Below are 20,615 nucleotides of genomic sequence, written 5' to 3'. Positions count from 1 at the left end.
CCCTCGCTGTTTACTTGCGGGTCAAACCATCCGCCCTGAACATCTGGCGGATGCCGCGAATCGCCTGGCGAATACGGTCCTGGTTCTCGATCAGGGCAAAGCGCACGTGATCGTCACCGTAGTCACCAAAGCCGATGCCCGGCGACACACACACCTTGGCCTCAGCCAACAGCTTCTTGGAAAACTCCAGCGACCCGAGGTGCGCGTACTCTGGCGGAATCTTCGCCCACACGTACATCGAAGCCTTGGGGTTCTCGACCATCCAGCCCAGCTCGTGCAACCCCTTCACCAACAGGTTGCGGCGCTGGCGGTACTGCTCGGCGATATCGCGCACGCACTGTTGGTCGCCTTCCAGCGCGGCAATGGCTGCCACCTGCAAAGGCGTGAAGGTGCCGTAGTCGTGGTAGCTCTTGATGCGCGCCAGGGCGTTGACCAGCTCGGGGTTGCCGACCATGAAGCCGATACGCCAGCCCGCCATGTTGTAGCTCTTGGACAGCGTGAAGAACTCCACCGCGATGTCCTTGGCCCCCGGCACCTGCATGATCGACGGGGCTTTCCAGCCGTCGTAGACGATGTCGGCGTACGCCAGGTCATGCACCACCAGCACGTCATACTGCTTGGCCAGGGCGACCACGCGCTCGAAGAAGTCCAGCTCCACGCACTGCGCGGTCGGGTTGGACGGGAAGCCGAGAATCATCATCTTCGGCTTGGGGATCGATTCGCGTATCGCCCGCTCAAGCTCGTTGAAGAAGTCCACACCCGGCACCAGCGGCACCGAACGCACCTGGGCGCCAGCGATCACCGCACCGTAGATGTGGATCGGGTAGCTGGGGTTGGGCACCAGCACCGTGTCGCCCTGGTCGAGGGTGGCGAGCATCAGGTGAGCCAGGCCTTCCTTGGAGCCGATGGTGACAATGGCTTCGCTTTCCGGGTCGATGTCGACCTCGTAGCGTTCCTTGTACCAGTTGGAAATGGCCCGGCGCAGGCGTGGGATGCCGCGGGAGGTGGAGTAGCCGTGCGTGTCTTCACGCTGGGCGACCTGCACCAGCTTCTCGACGATGTGCGGCGGGGTCGCGCCATCGGGGTTGCCCATGCTCAGGTCGATGATGTCTTCGCCACGACGGCGGGCAGCCATCTTGAGCTCGGCGGTGATGTTGAAGACGTAAGGGGGGAGACGATCGATGCGCGCAAAGCGGCGCGGCGAACCTGGGTTGGCCATGGCTTCCTCTGAGTACGTAAGCGCCCGGAACCGTCCGAGCGACGTTGGCCGATGTGGCGGCCTGGATCAGAAGATAGTGCCGAAACAGGATATCTGTAAAGGACAATTTCCTGTTTTATTAGAATTTTTCAGATGTATTTTTTGAAAATTATAATTTTGTGTTTTCAGGGCTGACCTCTTCGCGGGTAAACCCGCTCCCACATGGATCGCACCCACATGCGAAATCTGTACATTACCTGTGGGAGCGGGTTTACCCGCGAAGAGGCCGGCACAGGAGAACACCCAAAAAAACCCCGGCACATGGCCGGGGTTTTCGTGTAACAGGCAGCGGTATCAGCGTGCGTAGGTCATCAGCACGTCCGCAGCGGTCTGGCTGTCCACCGACATCATCACGCTCAGGGCAGTGACAGTGAGGATAGAGAAGCCAAACACCTTGCGGGCCCACTTGCTGTCGTCCTCGGCCTTGTAGCCACCCCAGGCCATGTACAGCCAGTACAAGCCCATGGCAGCTGCCACGGCCAGGTAGCTGAGGCCGGCGTAACCGCCGAGGGTGAGCATCAGGGTGGCGAGCACGAAGGCCAGCACGTACAGCACGATCTGCTTCTTGGCAGCAAGAATACCGCGAGCCACCGGCAGAACCGGAATGTTGGCAGCGCTGTAGTCCTTGAAGCGGAAGATGGCGATCGCGAAGCTGTGCGGCATCTGCCACAGGCTGAACATCACCAGCAGGGTCACTGCAGCCAGGTCGAAGCTGTTGCTGACGGCGCAGTAGCCGATCACCGGAGGCATGGCACCCGAAAGGCTGCCGACCAAGGTGCCGTGCACCGATTTACGCTTCAGCCAGAGGCTGTAGAAACCGACGTAGACGACGAAGCCGATCAGCGCACAGAACGCCGACAGTGGGTTGGCCTGGACATACAGCAGGCTGAAACCCGCCACCCCAAGCAGGGTGGCGTAAATCAGCGCGAGGGGCAGCGACATGCCGCCCTGGACCATGACGCGGTTCTTGGTACGTTCCATCTTGATGTCGATGTCGCGGTCGATGCAGTTGTTGAACACGCAACCGGACGCCACCACCAGGGAAGTACCTACCACCACCGCCAGGAACAGGGCGAAGTCTACATGGCCCTTCGCGGCAAGGAAGAATCCGCCTGCCACGGAAAGCACGTTACCGAAAATGATCCCCGGTTTGGTGATTTGGATAAAGTGCTTAACGGACATGCAGTCTTACCTCACTTGGCCATCATTTCGATGTGGATGTTGAACATGATCCACAGCGACAGGCCGACCAGCAGTGCAATTACCATGGTGGTAAACAGGAACGTCGACACGTTGGAACGCTGCTCTTTCGAGCGGTCCATGTGCAGGAAGTACACGAGGTGCACTACAACCTGAATGACAGCCATGGCGACCACGATCAGAACGGTCAGGTTCTTCGGCAGGCTTGGGTACATCACCAGGCCGAACGGGATAGCGGTCAGGATGATCGACAGTACAAAGCCGATCATGTAGGACTTCACGCTGCCGTGATTACCTTCGTGATGAGTGTCGTGTGCGTTAGCCATTACAGAACCCCCAGCAGGTAGACGACGGTGAATACGCAGATCCAGACCACGTCCAGGAAGTGCCAGAACAGGCTCAGGCAGCTCATGCGGGTCTTGGCAGTCGGGGTAATGCCCTTGGTGCTGATCTGATACATCAGGATTGCCATCCAGATCAGACCTGCAGTCACGTGCAGACCGTGGGTACCGACCAGCGCGAAGAACGCCGACAGGAAGCCACTGCGCTGCGGGCCGAAGCCCTCAGCGATCAGGTGATGGAACTCGTAGATTTCCATCGCGATGAAGCCGGCACCGAACAGGAAGGTCACAGCCAACCAGCCCAGTACACCTGCTTTCTTGCCATCGAACAGCTTCAGCATGGCGAAGCCGAAGGTGATCGAGGACAACAGCAGGAAGGCAGTTTCAACAGCTACGAAGTCGAGCTGGAAAATGTCATGACCCGACGGGCCGCCGGCAAAACTGCCGGACAGCACCGCGTAGGTAGCGAAGAGCGACGCAAACAGGATGCAGTCGGTCATCAGGTACAGCCAGAAACCGAGTACGGTCATCTGGCCCGAGTCGTGGTGGTGATCGTCGTGCCCATGGTCGTGACCATGAGCAGCGCCGTGGATTACTTGACTGGACATTGATTACACCCGCTCAAACGATTCGACACGTGCGCCGGCAGGCAGAGCACCTGCTTTGGCCAGCGCTTTCATACGCTCGCCTTCGATGCGCGCCACTTCTTCGGCCGGAACCATGTAGCCCTGGTCGTCACGCGCAGCGTGGCGAACGAAGACAGCGATGGTTGCAACCAGGCTCGCGCCTACCAGCCACCAGATGTGCCAGATGAAGGCAAAGCCGAAGACGGTCAGGAACAGGCCCATGAACAAACCGGTAGCGGTGTTGCTCGGCATGTGGATGGCGTCGAACTTGGTTGCCGGCTTGTAAGCAGCGCCGATTTCCTTGGTTTCGTGCCATGCATCCAGGCCAACCTGCTCAGGCATGTGGGCGAAGTTGTAGAACGGAGGTGGCGACGAAGTCGACCATTCCAGAGTACGACCGCCCCATGGGTCGCCGGTCACGTCCAGGTTCTGGTTGCGGTCGCGGACCGAAACGTAGAGCTGGATCAGCTGGCAAGCGATACCGAACAGGATCAGCACGGCGCCGACTACGGCAACGTACAGGTAGGGTTCCCACAGTGGGTTGTCGGAGTGGTTCAGACGACGGGTCATGCCCATGAAGCCCAGGGCGTACAGCGGCATGAACGCAACGTAGAAGCCCGAGATCCAGAACCAGAAGGCAGCTTTGCCCCACTTCTCGTTCAGGGTGAAACCAAAGGCTTTCGGGAACCAGAAGGCGAAACCGGCGATGTAGCCGAATACCGCGCCACCGATGATCACGTTGTGGAAGTGAGCAATTACGAACAGGCTGTTGTGCAGAACGAAGTCAGCACCTGGAACGGCCAGCAGTACGCCAGTCATGCCACCGATGGAGAAGGTGATCATGAAGCCCAGGGTCCACAGCATCGGTGCGGTGAAACGCACACGGCCCTGGTACATGGTGAACAGCCAGTTGAACAGTTTCACACCGGTCGGAATGGAGATCAGCATCGTCGCCAGGCCGAAGAAGGTGTTGACGCTCGCGCCGGCACCCATGGTGAAGAAGTGGTGCAGCCATACGGCAAAGCCCAGGATGGCGATTGCGCCCGATGCGTAGATCATCGAGTGGTGGCCAAACAGACGCTTGCCAGAGAACGTCGAAGTCACTTCCGAGAACACGCCGAAGGCCGGCAGGATCAGGATGTAAACCTCAGGGTGACCCCACGCCCAGAACAGGTTGACGTACATCATCGGGTTCCCACCAAGCTCGTTGGTGAAAATGTGGAAGTCCAGATAACGGTCAACAGTCAGCAGTGCGAGTGCAGCGGTCAGGATCGGGAACGAAGCGACGATCAGCACGTTGGCCCAGGTGCAGGTCCAGGTGAAGATCGGCATGTCCATCAGTTTCATGCCAGGTGCGCGCATCTTCATCACGGTGACGAGGAAGTTCACACCGGTAAGCGTCGTACCTAGGCCCGATAGCTGTAGCGCCCAGATGTAGTAGTCGACACCCACGCCAGGGCTGTACTGAATACCCGCAAGCGGCGGATAGGCAACCCAACCGGTCTTGGCGAATTCGCCGACGCCCAGGGAGATGTTGACCAGCAGCACGCCTGCCAGCAGCAGGTAGAAGCTCAGGGAGTTCAGGAACGGGAAGGCAACGTCACGTGCACCGATCTGCAGAGGCAGGGCCAGGTTCATCAGGCCGGTGAAGAACGGCATCGCCATGAAGATGATCATGATCACACCGTGAGCGGTGAAGATCTGGTCATAGTGTTCAGGCGGCAGGTAGCCTTCGGATCCGCCAGTGGCCGCAGCCAGCTGGGTACGCATCATGATGGCGTCGGCAAAGCCGCGCAGCAGCATGATCATCGCGACGATGATGTACATCACCCCGATTTTCTTGTGGTCGACAGTCGTCAACCACTCGCTCCACAAGTAGGTCCACTTGCGGAAATAGGTGATAAGACCGACGACAGCGATACCGCCGAGCGCGATCATGGCAAGCGTCACCATGACTATCGGCTCGTGATAGGGTATCGCCTCCAGGCTTAGTTTACCGAACATCTCTTACTCCTCTGCACCGGCAGCTGGTTGCATACTCGATTCCACACCCTTGGTAGTGGCCAGATCTTTGCTGCCTGCTTCTTCGTGGACCGGCTTGCCGCGGTTCATGCCTTCGTACTTGTCGACGATGGACTGGAACAGCTCTGCCGGGGCCTCGCTGTACAGCGCGACTGGGTTGTATTCGCTAGGTTTGGCCAGAGCTTCGTACTCGGCTTTGCCCAGTTTCAGCGGCGACTGCTTCACTTCGGCGACCCACTTGTCGAAGTCTTCCTGGGAAGTTGCAGTAGCCTTGAATTTCATGCCGGTGAAGCCAGCGCCGCTGTAGTTGGCGCTGATACCGTCGAATTCGCCGTTTTCGTTGGCGATCAGGTGCAGCTTGGTGGTCATGCCGGCCATGGCGTAGATCTGGCCGCCCAGGCCCGGGATGAAGAACGAGTTCATCACGGCGTCAGAGGTGACGCGGAAGTTGACCGGGGTGTTAGCCGGGAAGTTGATCTTGTTGACCGTCGCGATGCCCTGCTCCGGGTAGATGAACAGCCACTTCCAGTCCAGTGCGACCACGTCGATCTGGATCGGCTTGACGTCGGAGTCCAGCGGACGATACGGGTCCAGCTTGTGGGTGGACTTGTAGGTGACATAACCCAGGGCGATGATGATGATGATCGGGATGATCCACACCGCGGCCTCGATCTTGGTCGAGTGCGACCAGTCGGGGGTGTAGGTGGCCGCCTTGTTGGAAGCACGGTACTTCCAGGCGAACGCCACGGTCATGATGATGACCGGGATCACCACCAGCAGCATCAGGCCGGTAGCGATGAGGATGAGGTTCTTTTGCTCAATGCCGACCTGACCTTTCGGGTCGAGCAGGGTCCAGTTGCACCCACTGAGTAAAAGCATGCCTAAAAAGGGCAATATGCCAAACAGTCTGGGGTAACGCTTTTTACTCATCTCACGACCTCTAGATCAGCTTGCTTCAATGCAATTTGTGTTTTGGTAGCCAACACTTCGTCCTGCCAAGTGCGGCATTTCGCGCCCGTACTCGCTCCTGCCTGGGGTCCGACTGCAGGACCTTGGCTCAAGCGTGTTAGCGGTGCTTATGGTTTCGTAGGCAACAGGCCTGTACTTCAGACCAAGTCCATTTGGTGCGGGAAAACGCGGAGGGGTGTCCGCTCGGTATCGCCGCTGGGCGAAACTTGACGAAGTCAGCAAAAGGGAGCGCTGGGCTTCCTTCAATCCTGCGACTCGCAAGCAGTGCCGAACGGAAATTGGGGGCGATTGTAGATAGGTCGCCAACCCTTGACTATGACTTATTGAGCAACAGTCTTTTACAGAATACGTAACAATGCGACCCGAAGAATCAACTTCGCGACAGTTTGTCGCACCCCGCCGGGTAGCCCTCAAAGCCGCATTCTACAAGGCTTTGTGATTGATCTGGATCAAGCGGGGAGCAACTTTCTGCGCATCTCACGCCGTGCAAAAGACCTCATGCAATTCGGGACTTTTGTCTAAGCCTGACGTCGGTTGCGGTAGATGCCCAGCGGAACCAGAATGGCCGTCAGGACAAATGCGACCAGCGCCCACTGCGCCAGCGACAGACCGAGGATCGGTGGGTACGGCGTGCTGCAGAAGCCGTCGACCTGGAATGCCAGCGGCCACAGCTTGGCCAGGGGCAGGTCGTCGACGATCGGCTGCAGGGTATCGATGCCGCAACTGACCATGGGGTTGGCGAGTATATACACATGGTTGCCGGCCGCAACGATTCCCCCGATGGCGCTGAGTACCACCAAGCCTTCGAAGACCGTCAGGCTGCGCCGCCCCGGCATCGCGGCGGCGATGAAGGCAAACACGGCAATAAACAGCAAGGCATAGCGCTGCAGGATGCACAGCGGGCAAGGCGCCTCGCCCAATACCACCTGCATATAAAGGGCGCCACCGATCAGCGACAGGCAGATCAGCCCCAGCAGCACCAGAAAGCGCCGTTCCCGATTCAGGCGCGATGTTTGTTCGTTCATTGCCGGTTCCTTGGATGGAGAGTGGCCGCGTGGTCCGCCTGCCTGTGCGCGATTCTACACGCTGGGCAGGGCCTTTAGCGTGCCGAGGGGGCAACGTGATAGCACTGCGCAGGGCTATCCGAGATGGCTGAGACCGGCCATTGTGACGTCGGTTCAACGTCACACGGCAAAAAAGCGGCTACCCGGGTGCAGCGCAGGGGCAAGCCCCTCGACACCTGGCAGTGAAGGATACCGTGATTAAAGGAGGATTAAAGATGAAAGCTTGGCGGGCTGTTTCATCTCTCCTTTATATAAGCAGGTAGGCGCAGCCTGGTGATGCGAAGAGGCCGGTATATAAGCAGGTAGGAGCAGCCTTGTGCTGCGAAGAGGCCGGTGATGGCTCAGAGCATCTTCTGAGATCACCGGCCTCTTCGCAGCACAACGCTGCTCCTACAACAGCTAGGACTGCTGGGTGTTTACTCCAGCGCTGCCGCTGGACCGAAGAACTCGTAGCGGCTCTGCTGCTCCGGCACACCCAGACCTTTCAGCTGGCGCTTGACCGCCGCCATGAAGGCTTTAGGCCCCAGGAAGTAGGCATCGACGTCACGTTCACGTGGCAGCCACTCGGCCAGCAGGTCTTCGCTCAGCAGGCCCACGGCATCGGCCGCAGCGGCGCCTTGCGGCTCGGCATAGCAGTAGAAGCGCTTGAGCTGTGGATGACGCTCGGCCAGGCCGTCGACCCAATCACGGAAGGCATGCACGGCGCCGTTACGCGCGCAGTGGATGAAATGCACTTCACGCGGGGTCTGCAGTGCCGCCTGCAACATCGCCAGGGTCGGGGTGATCCCCACACCGCCACTGATCAGCACCAGCGGCTTGTCGCTGGCGGCCAGGGTAAAGTCGCCTGCAGGTGGGAACAGCTGCAGGGTCTTACCCACCACCAGTTCATCGTGCAGGTAGTTGGACACCTTGCCACCGGCTTCGCGCTTGACGCTGATGCGGTACTCCTTGCCGTCGCACAGGGCCGACAGCGAGTAGTTGCGACGCTGCTCGGCGCCGTCGATGAACAACTGCAGGCCGATGTACTGCCCTGGCTCGGCCTTGAGCACTGGCTTGCCGTCCACCGGGGCGAAGTAGAACGAGACGATCTCGCTGCTTTCCTGCTCGCGGCGTACCAGGCGGAACTCGCGGGTACCACGCCATCCGCCGGCGGCTTGCTCCTTCTCTTTATAGAGGCTTTCTTCAGCGCCGATGAGGATGTCGGCCAGCTGGCCATACGCGGCGCCCCAGGCCGCGATCACCTCTGGGGTGGCGATGTCCTTGCCGAGCACTTCTTCGATGGCGCGCAGCAGGCAGCTGCCCACGATCGGGTAGTGCTCCGGCAGAATCTGCAAGGCCACGTGCTTGTTGATGATCTGGCCGACCAGGCCGCCGAGTTGTTCGAGCTGGTCGATATGGCGGGCATACATCAGCACGCCGTTGGCCAACGCACGTGGCTGGTCGCCGCTGGCCTGGTGGGCCTGGTTGAACAGCGGACGCACTTGCGGGTACTCGTTGAGCATCATCTTGTAGAAGTGAGTGGTCAGCGCTTCGCCGCCGCTTTCCAGCAGGGGGACAGTGGCTTTGACGATTGCACGTTGTTCGGCAGTGAGCATTGCAACGACTCCTGAGCCTATGGCTTCGAATGATTGCCTTGGGTATTTCACCATTCGTGCCAACTTTTATACCCAGCAAAATCAGGGCGTTGACGCGTGTCATGTCAAAACGACTCGCTCGGGCGTATAGTCATAATGACCAAAAGGAGTCCCTATGACTGCAAAGCCACTGCTCACCGCCCTCCTCCCCCTGGTCAGCGACTTGTCCCGCGACCTGAGCGACCAGGAACGCTACCGCCGCTTGCTTCAGGCCATGCGCGGGCTGTTGCCGTGCGACGCCGCCGCATTGCTGCGCCTGGACGGTGAGTGGCTGGTACCGCTGGCAGTGGACGGCCTGAGTGCCGATACCTTGGGCCGACGCTTTAGAGTCAGCGAGCACCCGCGCTTCCAGATCCTCCTCAGCCGCCCACAACCCACCCGCTTTGCCAGCGACTCGGACCTGCCTGACCCCTACGACGGCCTGGTCAACGCCCCGGATGCCACGCTTGAAGTGCATGACTGCATGGGCTGCCCGTTGATGGTCGATGAGCGCCCTTGGGGCCTGCTGACCCTGGACGCGCTGACCCCCGGGCAGTTCCAGAGCCTTGAGCTGGATGCGCTGCAGGCTTTCGCCAGCCTGGCTGCCGCCACGGTGACCGTGGCCGAGCGTATCGAGCACCTGGCCCTGCGCGCAGAGGACGAACACCATCGCGCCGAGCTCTACCGCCAGGCCAGTGCCCAGGACAAGGAGCTGATTGGCCAGAGTGCGGCACATAAGCGCCTGGTGGAAGAGATACGCCTGGTCGGCGGCAGCGAGTTGACGGTGCTGATCACCGGCGAGACCGGCGTTGGCAAAGAGCTGGTCGCCCAAGCCCTGCACCAGGCCAGCAACCGTGCCGACAAACCGCTGGTCAGCCTCAACTGCGCGGCCTTGCCCGATACCCTGGTGGAAAGCGAGCTGTTTGGCCACGTGCGCGGCGCCTTTACCGGCGCCCACGGCGAACGCCTCGGCAAGTTCGAGCTGGCCAATGGTGGCACGCTGTTTCTTGATGAGGTCGGCGAGTTGCCATTGACCGTGCAGGCCAAGCTGCTGCGTGTGCTGCAAAGTGGCCAGCTGCAACGCCTGGGGTCGGACCGCGAACACCGGGTCGACGTCCGCCTGATCGCAGCCACCAACCGCGACCTGGCTGCAGAAGTGCGCAACGGCAACTTCCGCGCCGACTTCTACCATCGCCTGAGCGTGTACCCGTTGCACGTTCCGCCGCTGCGTGAACGTGGGCGCGATGTGCTGCTATTGGCGGGGTACTTCCTCGAACAGAACCGTTCGCGCCTGGGCCTGAACAGCCTGCGCCTGAGCAGCGACGCTCAAGCTGCACTGCTCGCCTATGACTGGCCGGGCAACGTGCGCGAGCTCGAACACCTGATCGGCCGCTCGGCGCTCAAGGCGCTCGGCCAGCACCCGGAACGGCCGCGCATCCTCACCCTTGAGGCCATCGACCTGGACCTGCGCGCCGCTGCCCCATCGGGCCCGCTGCCCTCCCCCTCGCCGCTGCTGGAGGCGCCTCTGCCCGATGGCGGGTTGCGTGAAGCCGTCGACCATTATCAACGCCAAGTGATCGAAAACTGCCTGCAAAGGCACGCGGAAAACTGGGCCGCCGCCGCGCGCGAACTCGGCCTGGACCGCGCCAACCTCAGTCGGCTGGCGCGTCGGCTGGGGCTTCGCTGAGGCTTACCTACAAAAGGATTAACCCAGAAAGCCATCTGGTTGCTTCTCGCTGGGCTGCTATATCTCCCTAACCACCGGTATCACGGCCGTCATGGTCGAGGCTGAGCGCAACACGTTGCATTGACGTTGCGCCGGCCCTGGTTCGCTGAAGCCGAGCCAGTGTAGCCGCACACCAGCAGGGAGCATCCATGGACAACATCGTCGTCGCCGATAAGCAATCCGCAGTCGCCACCCAGAGTGCCTGGGGCAATGTCAGTCTCAACGGGCCAGGCGTCGTGCAGATGCCGGTTTCCCCCGATAAAGTGGCAACCGTCACCCAGCGCGGACAAGACCTGATCGTCACCCTGAAGTCGGGCGAGAAGGTCACTATCGGCAACTTCTTCGCCGTGGATCAGGCCGGCGTCGGCAGCGACATCGTCTTCGTCGGTGAGGACGGCACCCTGTGGCATGCGAACTACGATGCGGTGGCTTTTACGGGCTTTACTTTCGACGAAGTGGCCTCGCTGGATGAACTGGTCGCGGGTATCGGTGTGGCGGGCAGCGCGATGCCGACCTGGGCCATTGCCGGGCTCAGCCTGCTGGGTATTGGCGGCGCGGCGGCGGCGGCCGACAACAGCAGCGGTGGCAGCAGTGGTGGTTCGGACCCAGGCGACACCACGGCGCCGGCCACGCCGATCGACCTGCTGGTGTCCCCTGATGGCCTGCGCCTGACGGGCCGCGGCGAAGCCGGCAGCACGGTGAATATTCGCGACGGCGCGGGCAACCTGATTGGCAGCGGCACGGTCGGTGCCGATGGCAGCTTTAACGTTGCGTTGAATCCCCCGCAGATCAACAGCGAAAACCTTGAAGTCACCCTGACCGATGGTGCGGGCAATGTCTCGGCCCCCGGCAGCGTCACCGCCCCGGATGCAACGGCACCGCTGGCACCGACCGATCTTGCCATCAACGAACAGGGCACCACCCTCACCGGCCGCGCCGAACCCGGCTCGGCGGTGGCGGTGCGAGGTGCGGGTGGTGTATTGCTGGGCAGCGCGGTGGCGGGGGCTGACGGGCAGTTCAGCATCAATTTGCAGCCACCGCAGACCGATGGCCAGGCATTGGAAGTGACCGCACAGGACGCAGCCGGCAATACATCGCCGGCTGCTGGCATTACGGCCCCGGATGTTGAAACGCCTCCGGATACCACGGCGCCGGATGCACCTGTGGATCTGGTAGTCGGCCTTGCTGGCCACCAGCTGACAGGCCGTGGCGAAGCGGGTACCACCGTGCAGGTGCGGGATACCGCCGGCAATGTGCTGGCGACTGGCACTGTGGGTGCAGATGGCACCTTCCTGCTGACCCTCGATCCTGCCGTGATGGATGGCAGCACCCTACAGGTGACGCTGACCGATGCGGCGGGCAACGTTTCGCAGCCTGGCTCGGTCACCTCGCAAGACCTGCTGCCACCTGCGCAGCCGACTGACCTCGCCTTGGCTGAAGGCGTGACCCTTACTGGTCGCGGTGAACCAGGTGCCACTGTGCAAGTTCGCGATGCTGCCGGCAACGTGATTGGCACCGGGCTTGTGGGCGCAGATGGCAGCTTCAGCCTGACGCTCTCCCCGGCTCAAGCGAACGGCGAAGCGCTGGATATTCGTCTGGTGGACGCCGCTGGTAACAGCTCGACCCCACTACAATTCGATGCGCCGGATATCACTCCGCCTGATGCCGTCAGCAACATCGTGGTCGGCGCTGGTGGGCTGGTCCTCAGCGGTCGCGGCGAAGCCGGGGCCACTGTGGAAGTGCGAGATGCCAACGGCAATGTGATTGGCACAGGCACTGTATTGGCCAATGGCACGTTCTTGATCGACCTCGACCCGGCAGCGCAACCCGGCGAGCACCTGAGCCTGGTGCAGACTGACCCAAGCGGCAACACTTCGGTTGCCCTCGAATACGACGTACCAACGACCACCGCCCCTGCAAGCCCAAGCGATCTAGCCATCGATGCCGATGGCACCACCCTCACCGGTACCGCACCAGCGGGCAGCCGCGTAGAAGTGCACGATGCCAACGGCACGCTGGTCGGCAGCGCCATTGCCGGTGCCGATGGCACCTTCACCATTGAACTGAATCCACCACAAGCCAACGGCGAACTGCTCGATGTCGTCGCCATCGATGACACTGGCCTGTCTTCTCTGCCCGCACAGATCACCGCACCGGACATCACTGCACCAGCCGCACCGAGTGAGTTGGCCGTCAGCGCCAACGGCACCGTTGTCACCGGCCGGGCCGAGCCGGGTAGCACCGTTCGTATTCTCGCCGCCGATGGCACCGAGCTGGGCAGCGCCTTGGTCGGGCCGACTGGCGTGTTCAGCATTAATCTCGATCCACCTCAGGTTGATGGAGAGGTTCTACAAGCCACGGCTACCGATAGCGCTGGCAATACCTCCACCGCCAGCTCCGTTACCGCACCGGATATCGATGGCGGCGATACCACGCCACCGGACGCCCCTGTTGATTTGGTGATCGGTCTCGCTGGCCACCAACTGACTGGCCGTGGCGAAGCGGGCACTACCGTTCAGGTGCGTGATGCCGCCGGCAATGTGTTGGCGACTGGCACTGTGGGTGCAGATGGCACCTTCCTGCTGACCCTGGATCCTGCCGTGATCGATGGCAGCACCCTGCAAGTGACCCTGACCGATGCCGCGGGCAACGTTTCGCAGCCAGGTTCGGTCACCTCGCAAGACCTAGTGCCACCTGCGCAGCCGACAGATTTGGCATTGGCCGATGGCGTGACCCTTACTGGTCGCGGTGAACCAGGCGCCACGGTTCAAGTGCGCGACGCCGCAGGCTCTGTGATAGGTACCGGACTGGTCAACGCAGATGGCACTTTCAGCCTGACGCTCAGCCCTGCCCAAGCGAATGGTGAAGCGCTGGACATCCGTCTGGTGGATGCCGCTGGCAACAGCTCTGCACCATTGCAATTCGACGCACCGGACATTACTCCGCCTGATGCCGTCAGCAACATCGTTGTCGGCTCTGGAGGTCTGGTATTGAGCGGTCGCGGCGAAGCCGGGGCCACCGTGGAAGTACGCGATGCCAACGGCAATGTGATTGGCACAGGCACTGTATTGGCCAACGGCACCTTCCTGATTGACCTCGACCCGGCTGCCCAACCCGGCGAGCACCTGAGCCTGGTGCAGACCGACCCGAGCGGCAACGCTTCGGTTGCCCTTGAGTACGACGTACCAACGACCACCGCCCCTGCAAGCCCGAGCGATCTGGCCATCGATGCCGATGGCACCACCCTCACCGGTACCGCACCAGCGGGCAGCCGCGTAGAAGTGCACGATGCCAACGGCACGCTGGTCGGCAGCGCCATTGCCGGTGCCGATGGCACCTTCACCATTGAACTGAATCCACCACAAGCCAACGGCGAACTGCTCGATGTCGTCGCCATCGATGACACTGGCCTGTCTTCTCTGCCCGCACAGATCACCGCACCGGACATCACTGCACCAGCCGCACCGAGTGAGTTGGCCGTCAGCGCCAACGGCACCGTTGTCACCGGCCGGGCCGAGCCGGGTAGCACCGTTCGTATTCTCGCCGCCGATGGCACCGAGCTGGGCAGCGCCTTGGTCGGGCCGACTGGCGTGTTCAGCATTAATCTCGATCCACCTCAGGTTGATGGAGAGGTTCTACAAGCCACGGCTACCGATAGCGCTGGCAATACCTCCACCGCCAGCTCCGTTACCGCACCGGATATCGATGGCGGCGATACCACGCCACCGGACGCCCCTGTTGATTTGGTGATCGGTCTCGCTGGCCACCAACTGACTGGCCGTGGCGAAGCGGGCACTACCGTTCAGGTGCGTGATGCCGCCGGCAATGTGTTGGCGACTGGCACTGTGGGTGCAGATGGCACCTTCCTGCTGACCCTGGATCCTGCCGTGATCGATGGCAGCACCCTGCAAGTGACCCTGACCGATGCCGCGGGCAACGTTTCGCAGCCAGGTTCGGTCACCTCGCAAGACCTAGTGCCACCTGCGCAGCCGACAGATTTGGCATTGGCCGATGGCGTGACCCTTACTGGTCGCGGTGAACCAGGCGCCACGGTTCAAGTGCGCGACGCCGCAGGCTCTGTGATAGGTACCGGACTGGTCAACGCAGATGGCACTTTCAGCCTGACGCTCAGCCCTGCCCAAGCGAATGGTGAAGCGCTGGACATCCGTCTGGTGGATGCCGCTGGCAACAGCTCTGCACCATTGCAATTCGACGCACCGGACATTACTCCGCCTGATGCCGTCAGCAACATCGTTGTCGGCTCTGGAGGTCTGGTATTGAGCGGTCGCGGCGAAGCCGGGGCCACCGTGGAAGTACGCGATGCCAACGGCAATGTGATTGGCACAGGCACTGTATTGGCCAACGGCACCTTCCTGATTGACCTCGACCCGGCTGCCCAACCCGGCGAGCACCTGAGCCTGGTGCAGACCGACCCGAGCGGCAACGCTTCGGTTGCCCTTGAGTACGACGTACCAACGACCACCGCCCCTGCAAGCCCGAGCGATCTGGCCATCGATGCCGATGGCACCACCCTCACCGGTACCGCACCAGCGGGCAGCCGCGTAGAAGTGCACGATGCCAACGGCACGCTGGTCGGCAGCGCCATTGCCGGTGCCGACGGCACCTTCACCATTGAACTCAATCCACCACAAGCCAACGGCGAGTTGTTGGATGTCGTCGCCATCGATGACACCGGCCTGTCTTCTCTGCCCGCACAGATCACCGCGCCCGACATCACCGCGCCAGCCGCGCCGAGTGAGCTGGCCGTCAGCGCCAACGGCACCGTTGTCACCGGCCGTGCCGAACCGGGTAGCACTGTTCGTATTCTCGCCGCCGATGGCACCGAACTGGGCAGTGCCTTGGTCGGCCCGACCGGCGTATTCAGTATCAACCTAGATCCGCCCCAGATTGATGGCGAAGTACTGCAAGCCACCGCAACTGACGCTGCCGGCAATACTTCGGTTGCCAGCTCCGTTACCGCACCGGATATCGACGGCGGCGATACCACACCGCCGGACGCCCCTATTGATTTGGTGATCGGTCTCGCTGGCCACCAGCTGACTGGCCGTGGCGAAGCGGGCACTACCGTTCAGGTGCGTGATGCCGCCGGCAATGTCCTGGCGACTGGCACTGTGGGTGCAGATGGCACCTTCCTGCTGACCCTCGACCCTGCCGTGATCGATGGCAGCGCCCTGCAAGTGACCCTGACCGATGCGGCGGGCAACGTTTCTCAACCAAGCTCGGTCACCTCGCAAGACCTGCTGCCACCTGCGCAGCCGACTGACCTGGCCTTGGCTGAAGGCGTGACCCTCACCGGTCGCGGCGAGCCTGGCGCCACTGTGCAAGTTCGCGATGCTGCGGGCAACGTGATTGGAACAGGGCTGGTGGGCGCAGATGGCAGCTTCAGCCTGACCCTTTCACCCGCTCAAGCGAACGGCGAAGCGCTGGACATCCGTCTGGTGGATGCCGCTGGCAACAGCTCTGCACCATTGCAATTCGACGCACCGGACATTACTCCGCCTGATGCCGTCAGTAACATCGTAGTCGGCGCTGGAGGTCTGGTATTGAGCGGTCGCGGCGAAGCCGGGGCCACCGTGGAAGTACGCGATGCCAACGGCAATGTGATCGGCACCGGCACCGTCCTGGCCAATGGCACCTTCCTGATCAATCTCGACCCGGCTGCGCAACCAGGCGAACACCTGAGCCTGGTGCAGACGGACCCAAGCGGCAACACTTCCGTTGCCCTCGAATACGACGTACCACAAACCACCGCCCCGGCCAGCCCAAGTGACCTCGCGATTGATGCCGATGGCACCACCCTGACCGGTTCCGCGCCAGCGGGCAGCCGTGTGGAGGTGCACGATGCCAATGGCACACTGATTGGCAGCGCCATTGCCGGCGCAGATGGCACCTTCAACATTGAACTCACACCACCGCAAGCCAACGGTGAATTGCTCGATGTCGTCGCCATCGATGACACCGGCCTGTCATCCCTGCCGGCACAAATCACCGCACCGGACATCACTGCACCAGCCGCACCGAGTGAACTGGCGGTCAGCCCTAACGGCACCGTTGTCACCGGCCGTGCCGAACCGGGTAGCACCGTCCGTATTCTCGCCGCCGATGGCACTGAACTGGGCAGCGCCCTGGTCGGGCCGACTGGCGTATTCAGCATCACCCTCGATCCGCCCCAGATTGATGGCGAAGTACTGCAGGCCACCGCAACTGACGCTGCTGGCAACACCTCGGTTGCCAGCTCCGTCACCGCACCGGATATCGACGGCGGCGATACCACACCGCCAGACGCACCTGTTGATCTGGTAATCGGTCTCGCTGGCCACCAACTGACTGGCCGTGGCGAAGCGGGCACTACCGTTCAGGTGCGTGATGCCGCCGGCAATGTCCTGGCGACTGGCACTGTGGGTGCAGATGGCACCTTCCTGCTGACCCTCGACCCTGCCGTGATCGATGGCAGCACCCTGCAGGTGACCCTGACCGATGCGGCGGGCAACGTTTCGCAGCCAGGTTCGGTCACCTCCCAAGACCTGCTGCCACCTGCGCAGCCGACAGACCTGGCATTGGCCGATGGCGTGACCCTTATTGGTCGCGGCGAGCCTGGCGCCACCGTGCAAGTGCGGGACGCTGCGGGCACCGTAATCGGCACCGGAGTGGTGGGTGCTGATGGCTTATTCAGCGTAACCCTCTCTCCGGCTCAAGCAAACGGCGAAGCGCTGGACATCCGTGTGGTGGACGCTGCTGGCAACAGCTCGACCCCACTGCAATTCGATGCGCCGGACATTACTCCGCCTGATGCCGTCAGCAACATCGTAGTCGGCGCTGGAGGTCTGGTATTGAGCGGTCGCGGCGAAGCCGGGGCCACTGTGGAAGTGCGTGATGCCAACGGCAATGTGATTGGCACAGGCACTGTATTGGCCAACGGCACCTTCCTGATTGACCTCGACCCGGCTGCGCAACCGGGCGAGCACCTGAGCCTGGTGCAGACCGACGCAAGTGGCAACACTTCCGTTGCCCTTGAATACGACGTACCAACGACCACCGCCCCCGCCAGCCCAAGCGACCTGGCCATCGATGCCGATGGCACCACCCTGACCGGTTCCGCACCGGCCGGTAGCCGCGTAGAAGTACACGATGCCAACGGCACACTGGTCGGCAGCGCCATTGCCGGTGCCGATGGCACCTTCACGATTGAACTCAATCCACCACAAGCCAACGGCGAGCTGCTCGATGTCGTCGCCATCGATGACACGGGTCTGTCATCCCTGCCTGCACAAATCACTGCACCGGACATCACCGCGCCAGCCGCACCAAGTGAACTGGCGGTCAGCGCCAACGGCACCGTCGTTACCGGCCGCGCCGAACCGGGTAGCACCGTCCGTATTCTCGCCGCCGATGGCACCGAACTAGGCAGCGCCTTGGTCGGCCCAACTGGCGTATTCAGTATCAACCTAGATCCGCCCCAGATTGATGGCGAAGTACTGCAAGCCACCGCAACTGACGCTGCCGGTAATACTTCGGTTGCCAGCTCCGTCACCGCACCGGATATCGACGGCGGCGATACTACGCCACCCGACGCACCCACCAACCTGGTAATCGGCCTCGCCGGCCACCAACTGACTGGCCGTGGCGAAGCAGGCACCTCCGTGCAGGTGCGCGACGCCGCCGGCAATGTCCTGGCCACTGGCACCGTGGGTGCAGATGGCACCTTCCTGCTGACGCTGGACCCTGCCGTCATCGACGGCAGCACCCTGCAAGTGACACTGACCGATGCGGCGGGCAACGTTTCTCAACCGGGCTCGGTCACCTCGCAAGACCTACTGCCACCTGCGCAACCCACCGACCTTGCCCTAGCTGATGGCATCACCTTCACCGGCCGCGGCGAACCTGGCGCCACCGTACAAGTACGCGACGCTGCCGGTACTGTGATCGGTACCGGGCTGGTCAACGCGGATGGCACGTTCAGCCTGACGCTGAGCCCTGCGCAGGCCAATGGCGAAGCCCTGGATATCCGCCTGGTCGATGCCGCTGGCAATAGCTCCGCTGCCCTGCAGTTCAATGCGCCGGACATCACCCCACCGGATGCGGTCAGCAACATCCAGGTCGGCCCTGGCGGCTTGGCCTTGGGCGGTCGCGGGGAAGCGGGTGCCACCGTTGAGGTGCGCGACGCGGATGGCAACCTGCTTGGCCGCGGCGTCGTCACTGCCAATGGTACCTTCCTGATCAACCTCGACCCGGCTGCACAACCTGGCGAACACCTGAGCCTGGTGCAGGTCGACCCAAGCGGCAACGCGTCCGTTGCCCTCGAATACGATGTGCCGCTGACCACCGCCCCGGCCAGCCCGAGCGAACTGGCCATCAACGCCGATGGCACCAGCCTGACCGGCAACGCACCCGCTGGAACCCGTGTGGAGGTGCACGATGCCAATGGCACGCTCATTGGCAGTGCTGTGGCGGGTGCAGACGGCACCTTTAGTATCGTGCTCGACCCGGCCCAGGCCAATGGCGAACTGCTCGATGTTGTGGCCATTGATGACACGGGCTTGTCGTCCGTGCCTACGCAAATCTTTGCGCCGGACATCACCGCGCCCGCCGCACCGAGTGAGCTGGCCGTCAGCGCCAACGGCACTGTAGTAACTGGCCGTGCCGAACCGGGAAGCACCGTGCGTATTCTCGCCGCCGATGGCACTGAACTGGGCAGCGCCCTGGTCGGCTCAACCGGCGTGTTCAACATCACCCTCGACCCGCCTCAGGTCGATGGCGAAGTGTTGCAGGCCACCGCGACCGATGTTGCTGGTAACACGTCGCTTGCCAGCTCCGTCACCGCGCCGGATATCGACGGCGGCGACACCACGCCACCAGACGCACCCACCAACCTGGTCATCGCCCTCGCCGGCAGCCAGCTCAGCGGCCGCGGCGAAGCCGGGGCCACGGTGCAGGTACGTGACGCCGCTGGCAATGTGCTGGCGACTGGCACCGTAGGCGCGGACGGCAATTTTGTAATCGCCCTTGATCCAGCCGTTAACGATGGCAGCACGCTGCAAGTGGTGCTGACCGACGCGGCAGGCAACGCGTCTGAACCAGGCTCGGTCACCTCGCCAGACCTGCAAGCCCCAGACCAACCCACAGGCCTGGCCTTGGCCGAAGGCGTGACCCTTACCGGTCGCGGTGAACCGGGTGCCACTGTTCAAGTCCGCGACGCTGCGGGCACTGTGATTGGTACCGGACTCGTAGGCGCAGATGGCAGCTTCAGCCTGACGCTGAGCCCTGCTCAAGCGAATGGCGAAGCGCTGGACGTTCGCCTGGTGGACGCCGCCGGCAACACCTCGACCCCGCTGCAATTCGATGCACCGGACATCACACCGCCTGCTGCCGTCAGCAATATTGCCGTCGGCTCCGGCGGCCTGGTCCTCAGCGGCCGCGGCGAAGCCGGCGCCACTGTGCAAGTGCGTGACGCCGAGGGCACTGTGATCGGCACAGGCACTGTCTTGGCCAACGGCACCTTCCTGATCGACCTCGACCCGGCAGCGCAACCCGGCGAGCACCTGAGCCTGGTACAGACCGACCCGAGCGGTAACGCGTCCGTCGCCTTTGAATACGACGTTCCACTGATCACCGCCCCGGCCAGCCCGAGCGATCTGGCGATCAATGCCGATGGCACCAGCCTGACCGGCAACGCGCCAGCGGGAACCCGTGTCGAAGTGCACGATGCCAATGGCACGCTGATCGGCAGTGTCGTGGCAGGTGCCGATGGCACCTTCACTATCGTGCTCGACCCGGC

The 20,615-nt window shown here is 62.3% G+C and carries 10 protein-coding genes; 2 read left to right on the top strand and 8 right to left on the bottom strand.

Annotated elements, in window-relative coordinates; genetic code table 11:
• Nucleotides 1–10 precede the first annotated feature (10 nt).
• From alaC to hmpA, 8 genes are all read right to left on the bottom strand, one after another.
• On the bottom strand, nt 11–1,219 hold the full coding sequence (alaC, locus tag QOS90_RS23470) for an alanine transaminase (protein WP_027595509.1): 1,209 nt from the start codon (nt 1,217–1,219) through the stop codon (nt 11–13).
• A gap of 333 nt (nt 1,220–1,552) precedes the next feature.
• Nucleotides 1,553–2,440: a heme o synthase gene (gene cyoE, locus QOS90_RS23465; protein ID WP_027595508.1), complete on the bottom strand. Its 888-nt coding sequence runs from the start codon at nt 2,438–2,440 to the stop codon at nt 1,553–1,555.
• Between the two features lie 11 nt (nt 2,441–2,451).
• A complete protein-coding gene (cyoD, locus tag QOS90_RS23460; RefSeq protein ID WP_027595507.1) occupies nt 2,452–2,784 on the bottom strand; it encodes a cytochrome o ubiquinol oxidase subunit IV in 333 nt (110 codons plus the stop codon).
• Nucleotides 2,784–3,407 carry a cytochrome o ubiquinol oxidase subunit III gene (cyoC, locus tag QOS90_RS23455; RefSeq protein WP_027595506.1) on the bottom strand — a complete coding sequence of 208 codons (624 nt, stop codon included), beginning with the start codon at nt 3,405–3,407 and terminating at the stop codon, nt 2,784–2,786. The genes cyoD and cyoC overlap by 1 nt, the downstream gene beginning before the upstream one ends.
• A gap of 3 nt (nt 3,408–3,410) precedes the next feature.
• A complete protein-coding gene (cyoB, locus tag QOS90_RS23450; protein ID WP_027595505.1) occupies nt 3,411–5,429 on the bottom strand; it encodes a cytochrome o ubiquinol oxidase subunit I in 2,019 nt (672 codons plus the stop codon).
• Nucleotides 5,430–5,432: 3 nt separating this feature from the next.
• Nucleotides 5,433–6,377: a ubiquinol oxidase subunit II gene (cyoA, locus tag QOS90_RS23445; RefSeq protein WP_027595504.1), complete on the bottom strand. Its 945-nt coding sequence runs from the start codon at nt 6,375–6,377 to the stop codon at nt 5,433–5,435.
• 557 nt (nt 6,378–6,934) lie between these two features.
• Nucleotides 6,935–7,441: a disulfide bond formation protein B gene (locus QOS90_RS23440; RefSeq protein WP_027595503.1), complete on the bottom strand. Its 507-nt coding sequence runs from the start codon at nt 7,439–7,441 to the stop codon at nt 6,935–6,937.
• 455 nt (nt 7,442–7,896) lie between these two features.
• Nucleotides 7,897–9,075: an NO-inducible flavohemoprotein gene (gene hmpA / locus QOS90_RS23435; RefSeq protein ID WP_085272627.1), complete on the bottom strand. Its 1,179-nt coding sequence runs from the start codon at nt 9,073–9,075 to the stop codon at nt 7,897–7,899.
• A gap of 154 nt (nt 9,076–9,229) precedes the next feature.
• Between hmpA and norR the strand changes: the two genes are divergently transcribed.
• Nucleotides 9,230–10,780: a nitric oxide reductase transcriptional regulator NorR gene (norR, locus tag QOS90_RS23430; RefSeq protein ID WP_085272626.1), complete on the top strand. Its 1,551-nt coding sequence runs from the start codon at nt 9,230–9,232 to the stop codon at nt 10,778–10,780.
• A 188-nt stretch (nt 10,781–10,968) separates the two neighbouring features.
• A partial coding sequence (locus tag QOS90_RS23425; RefSeq protein ID WP_283600564.1) for an Ig-like domain-containing protein occupies nt 10,969–20,615 on the top strand: 9,647 nt, incomplete at its 3' end.

The sequence above is a fragment of the Pseudomonas sp. LAIL14HWK12:I10 genome (genome assembly GCF_900184205.1).
GTDB classification, from domain to species: domain Bacteria; phylum Pseudomonadota; class Gammaproteobacteria; order Pseudomonadales; family Pseudomonadaceae; genus Aquipseudomonas; species Aquipseudomonas kermanshahensis.
Note: the sequence above shows the minus strand (reverse complement) of the source record. Positions and strands in the feature narration are given on the sequence as shown.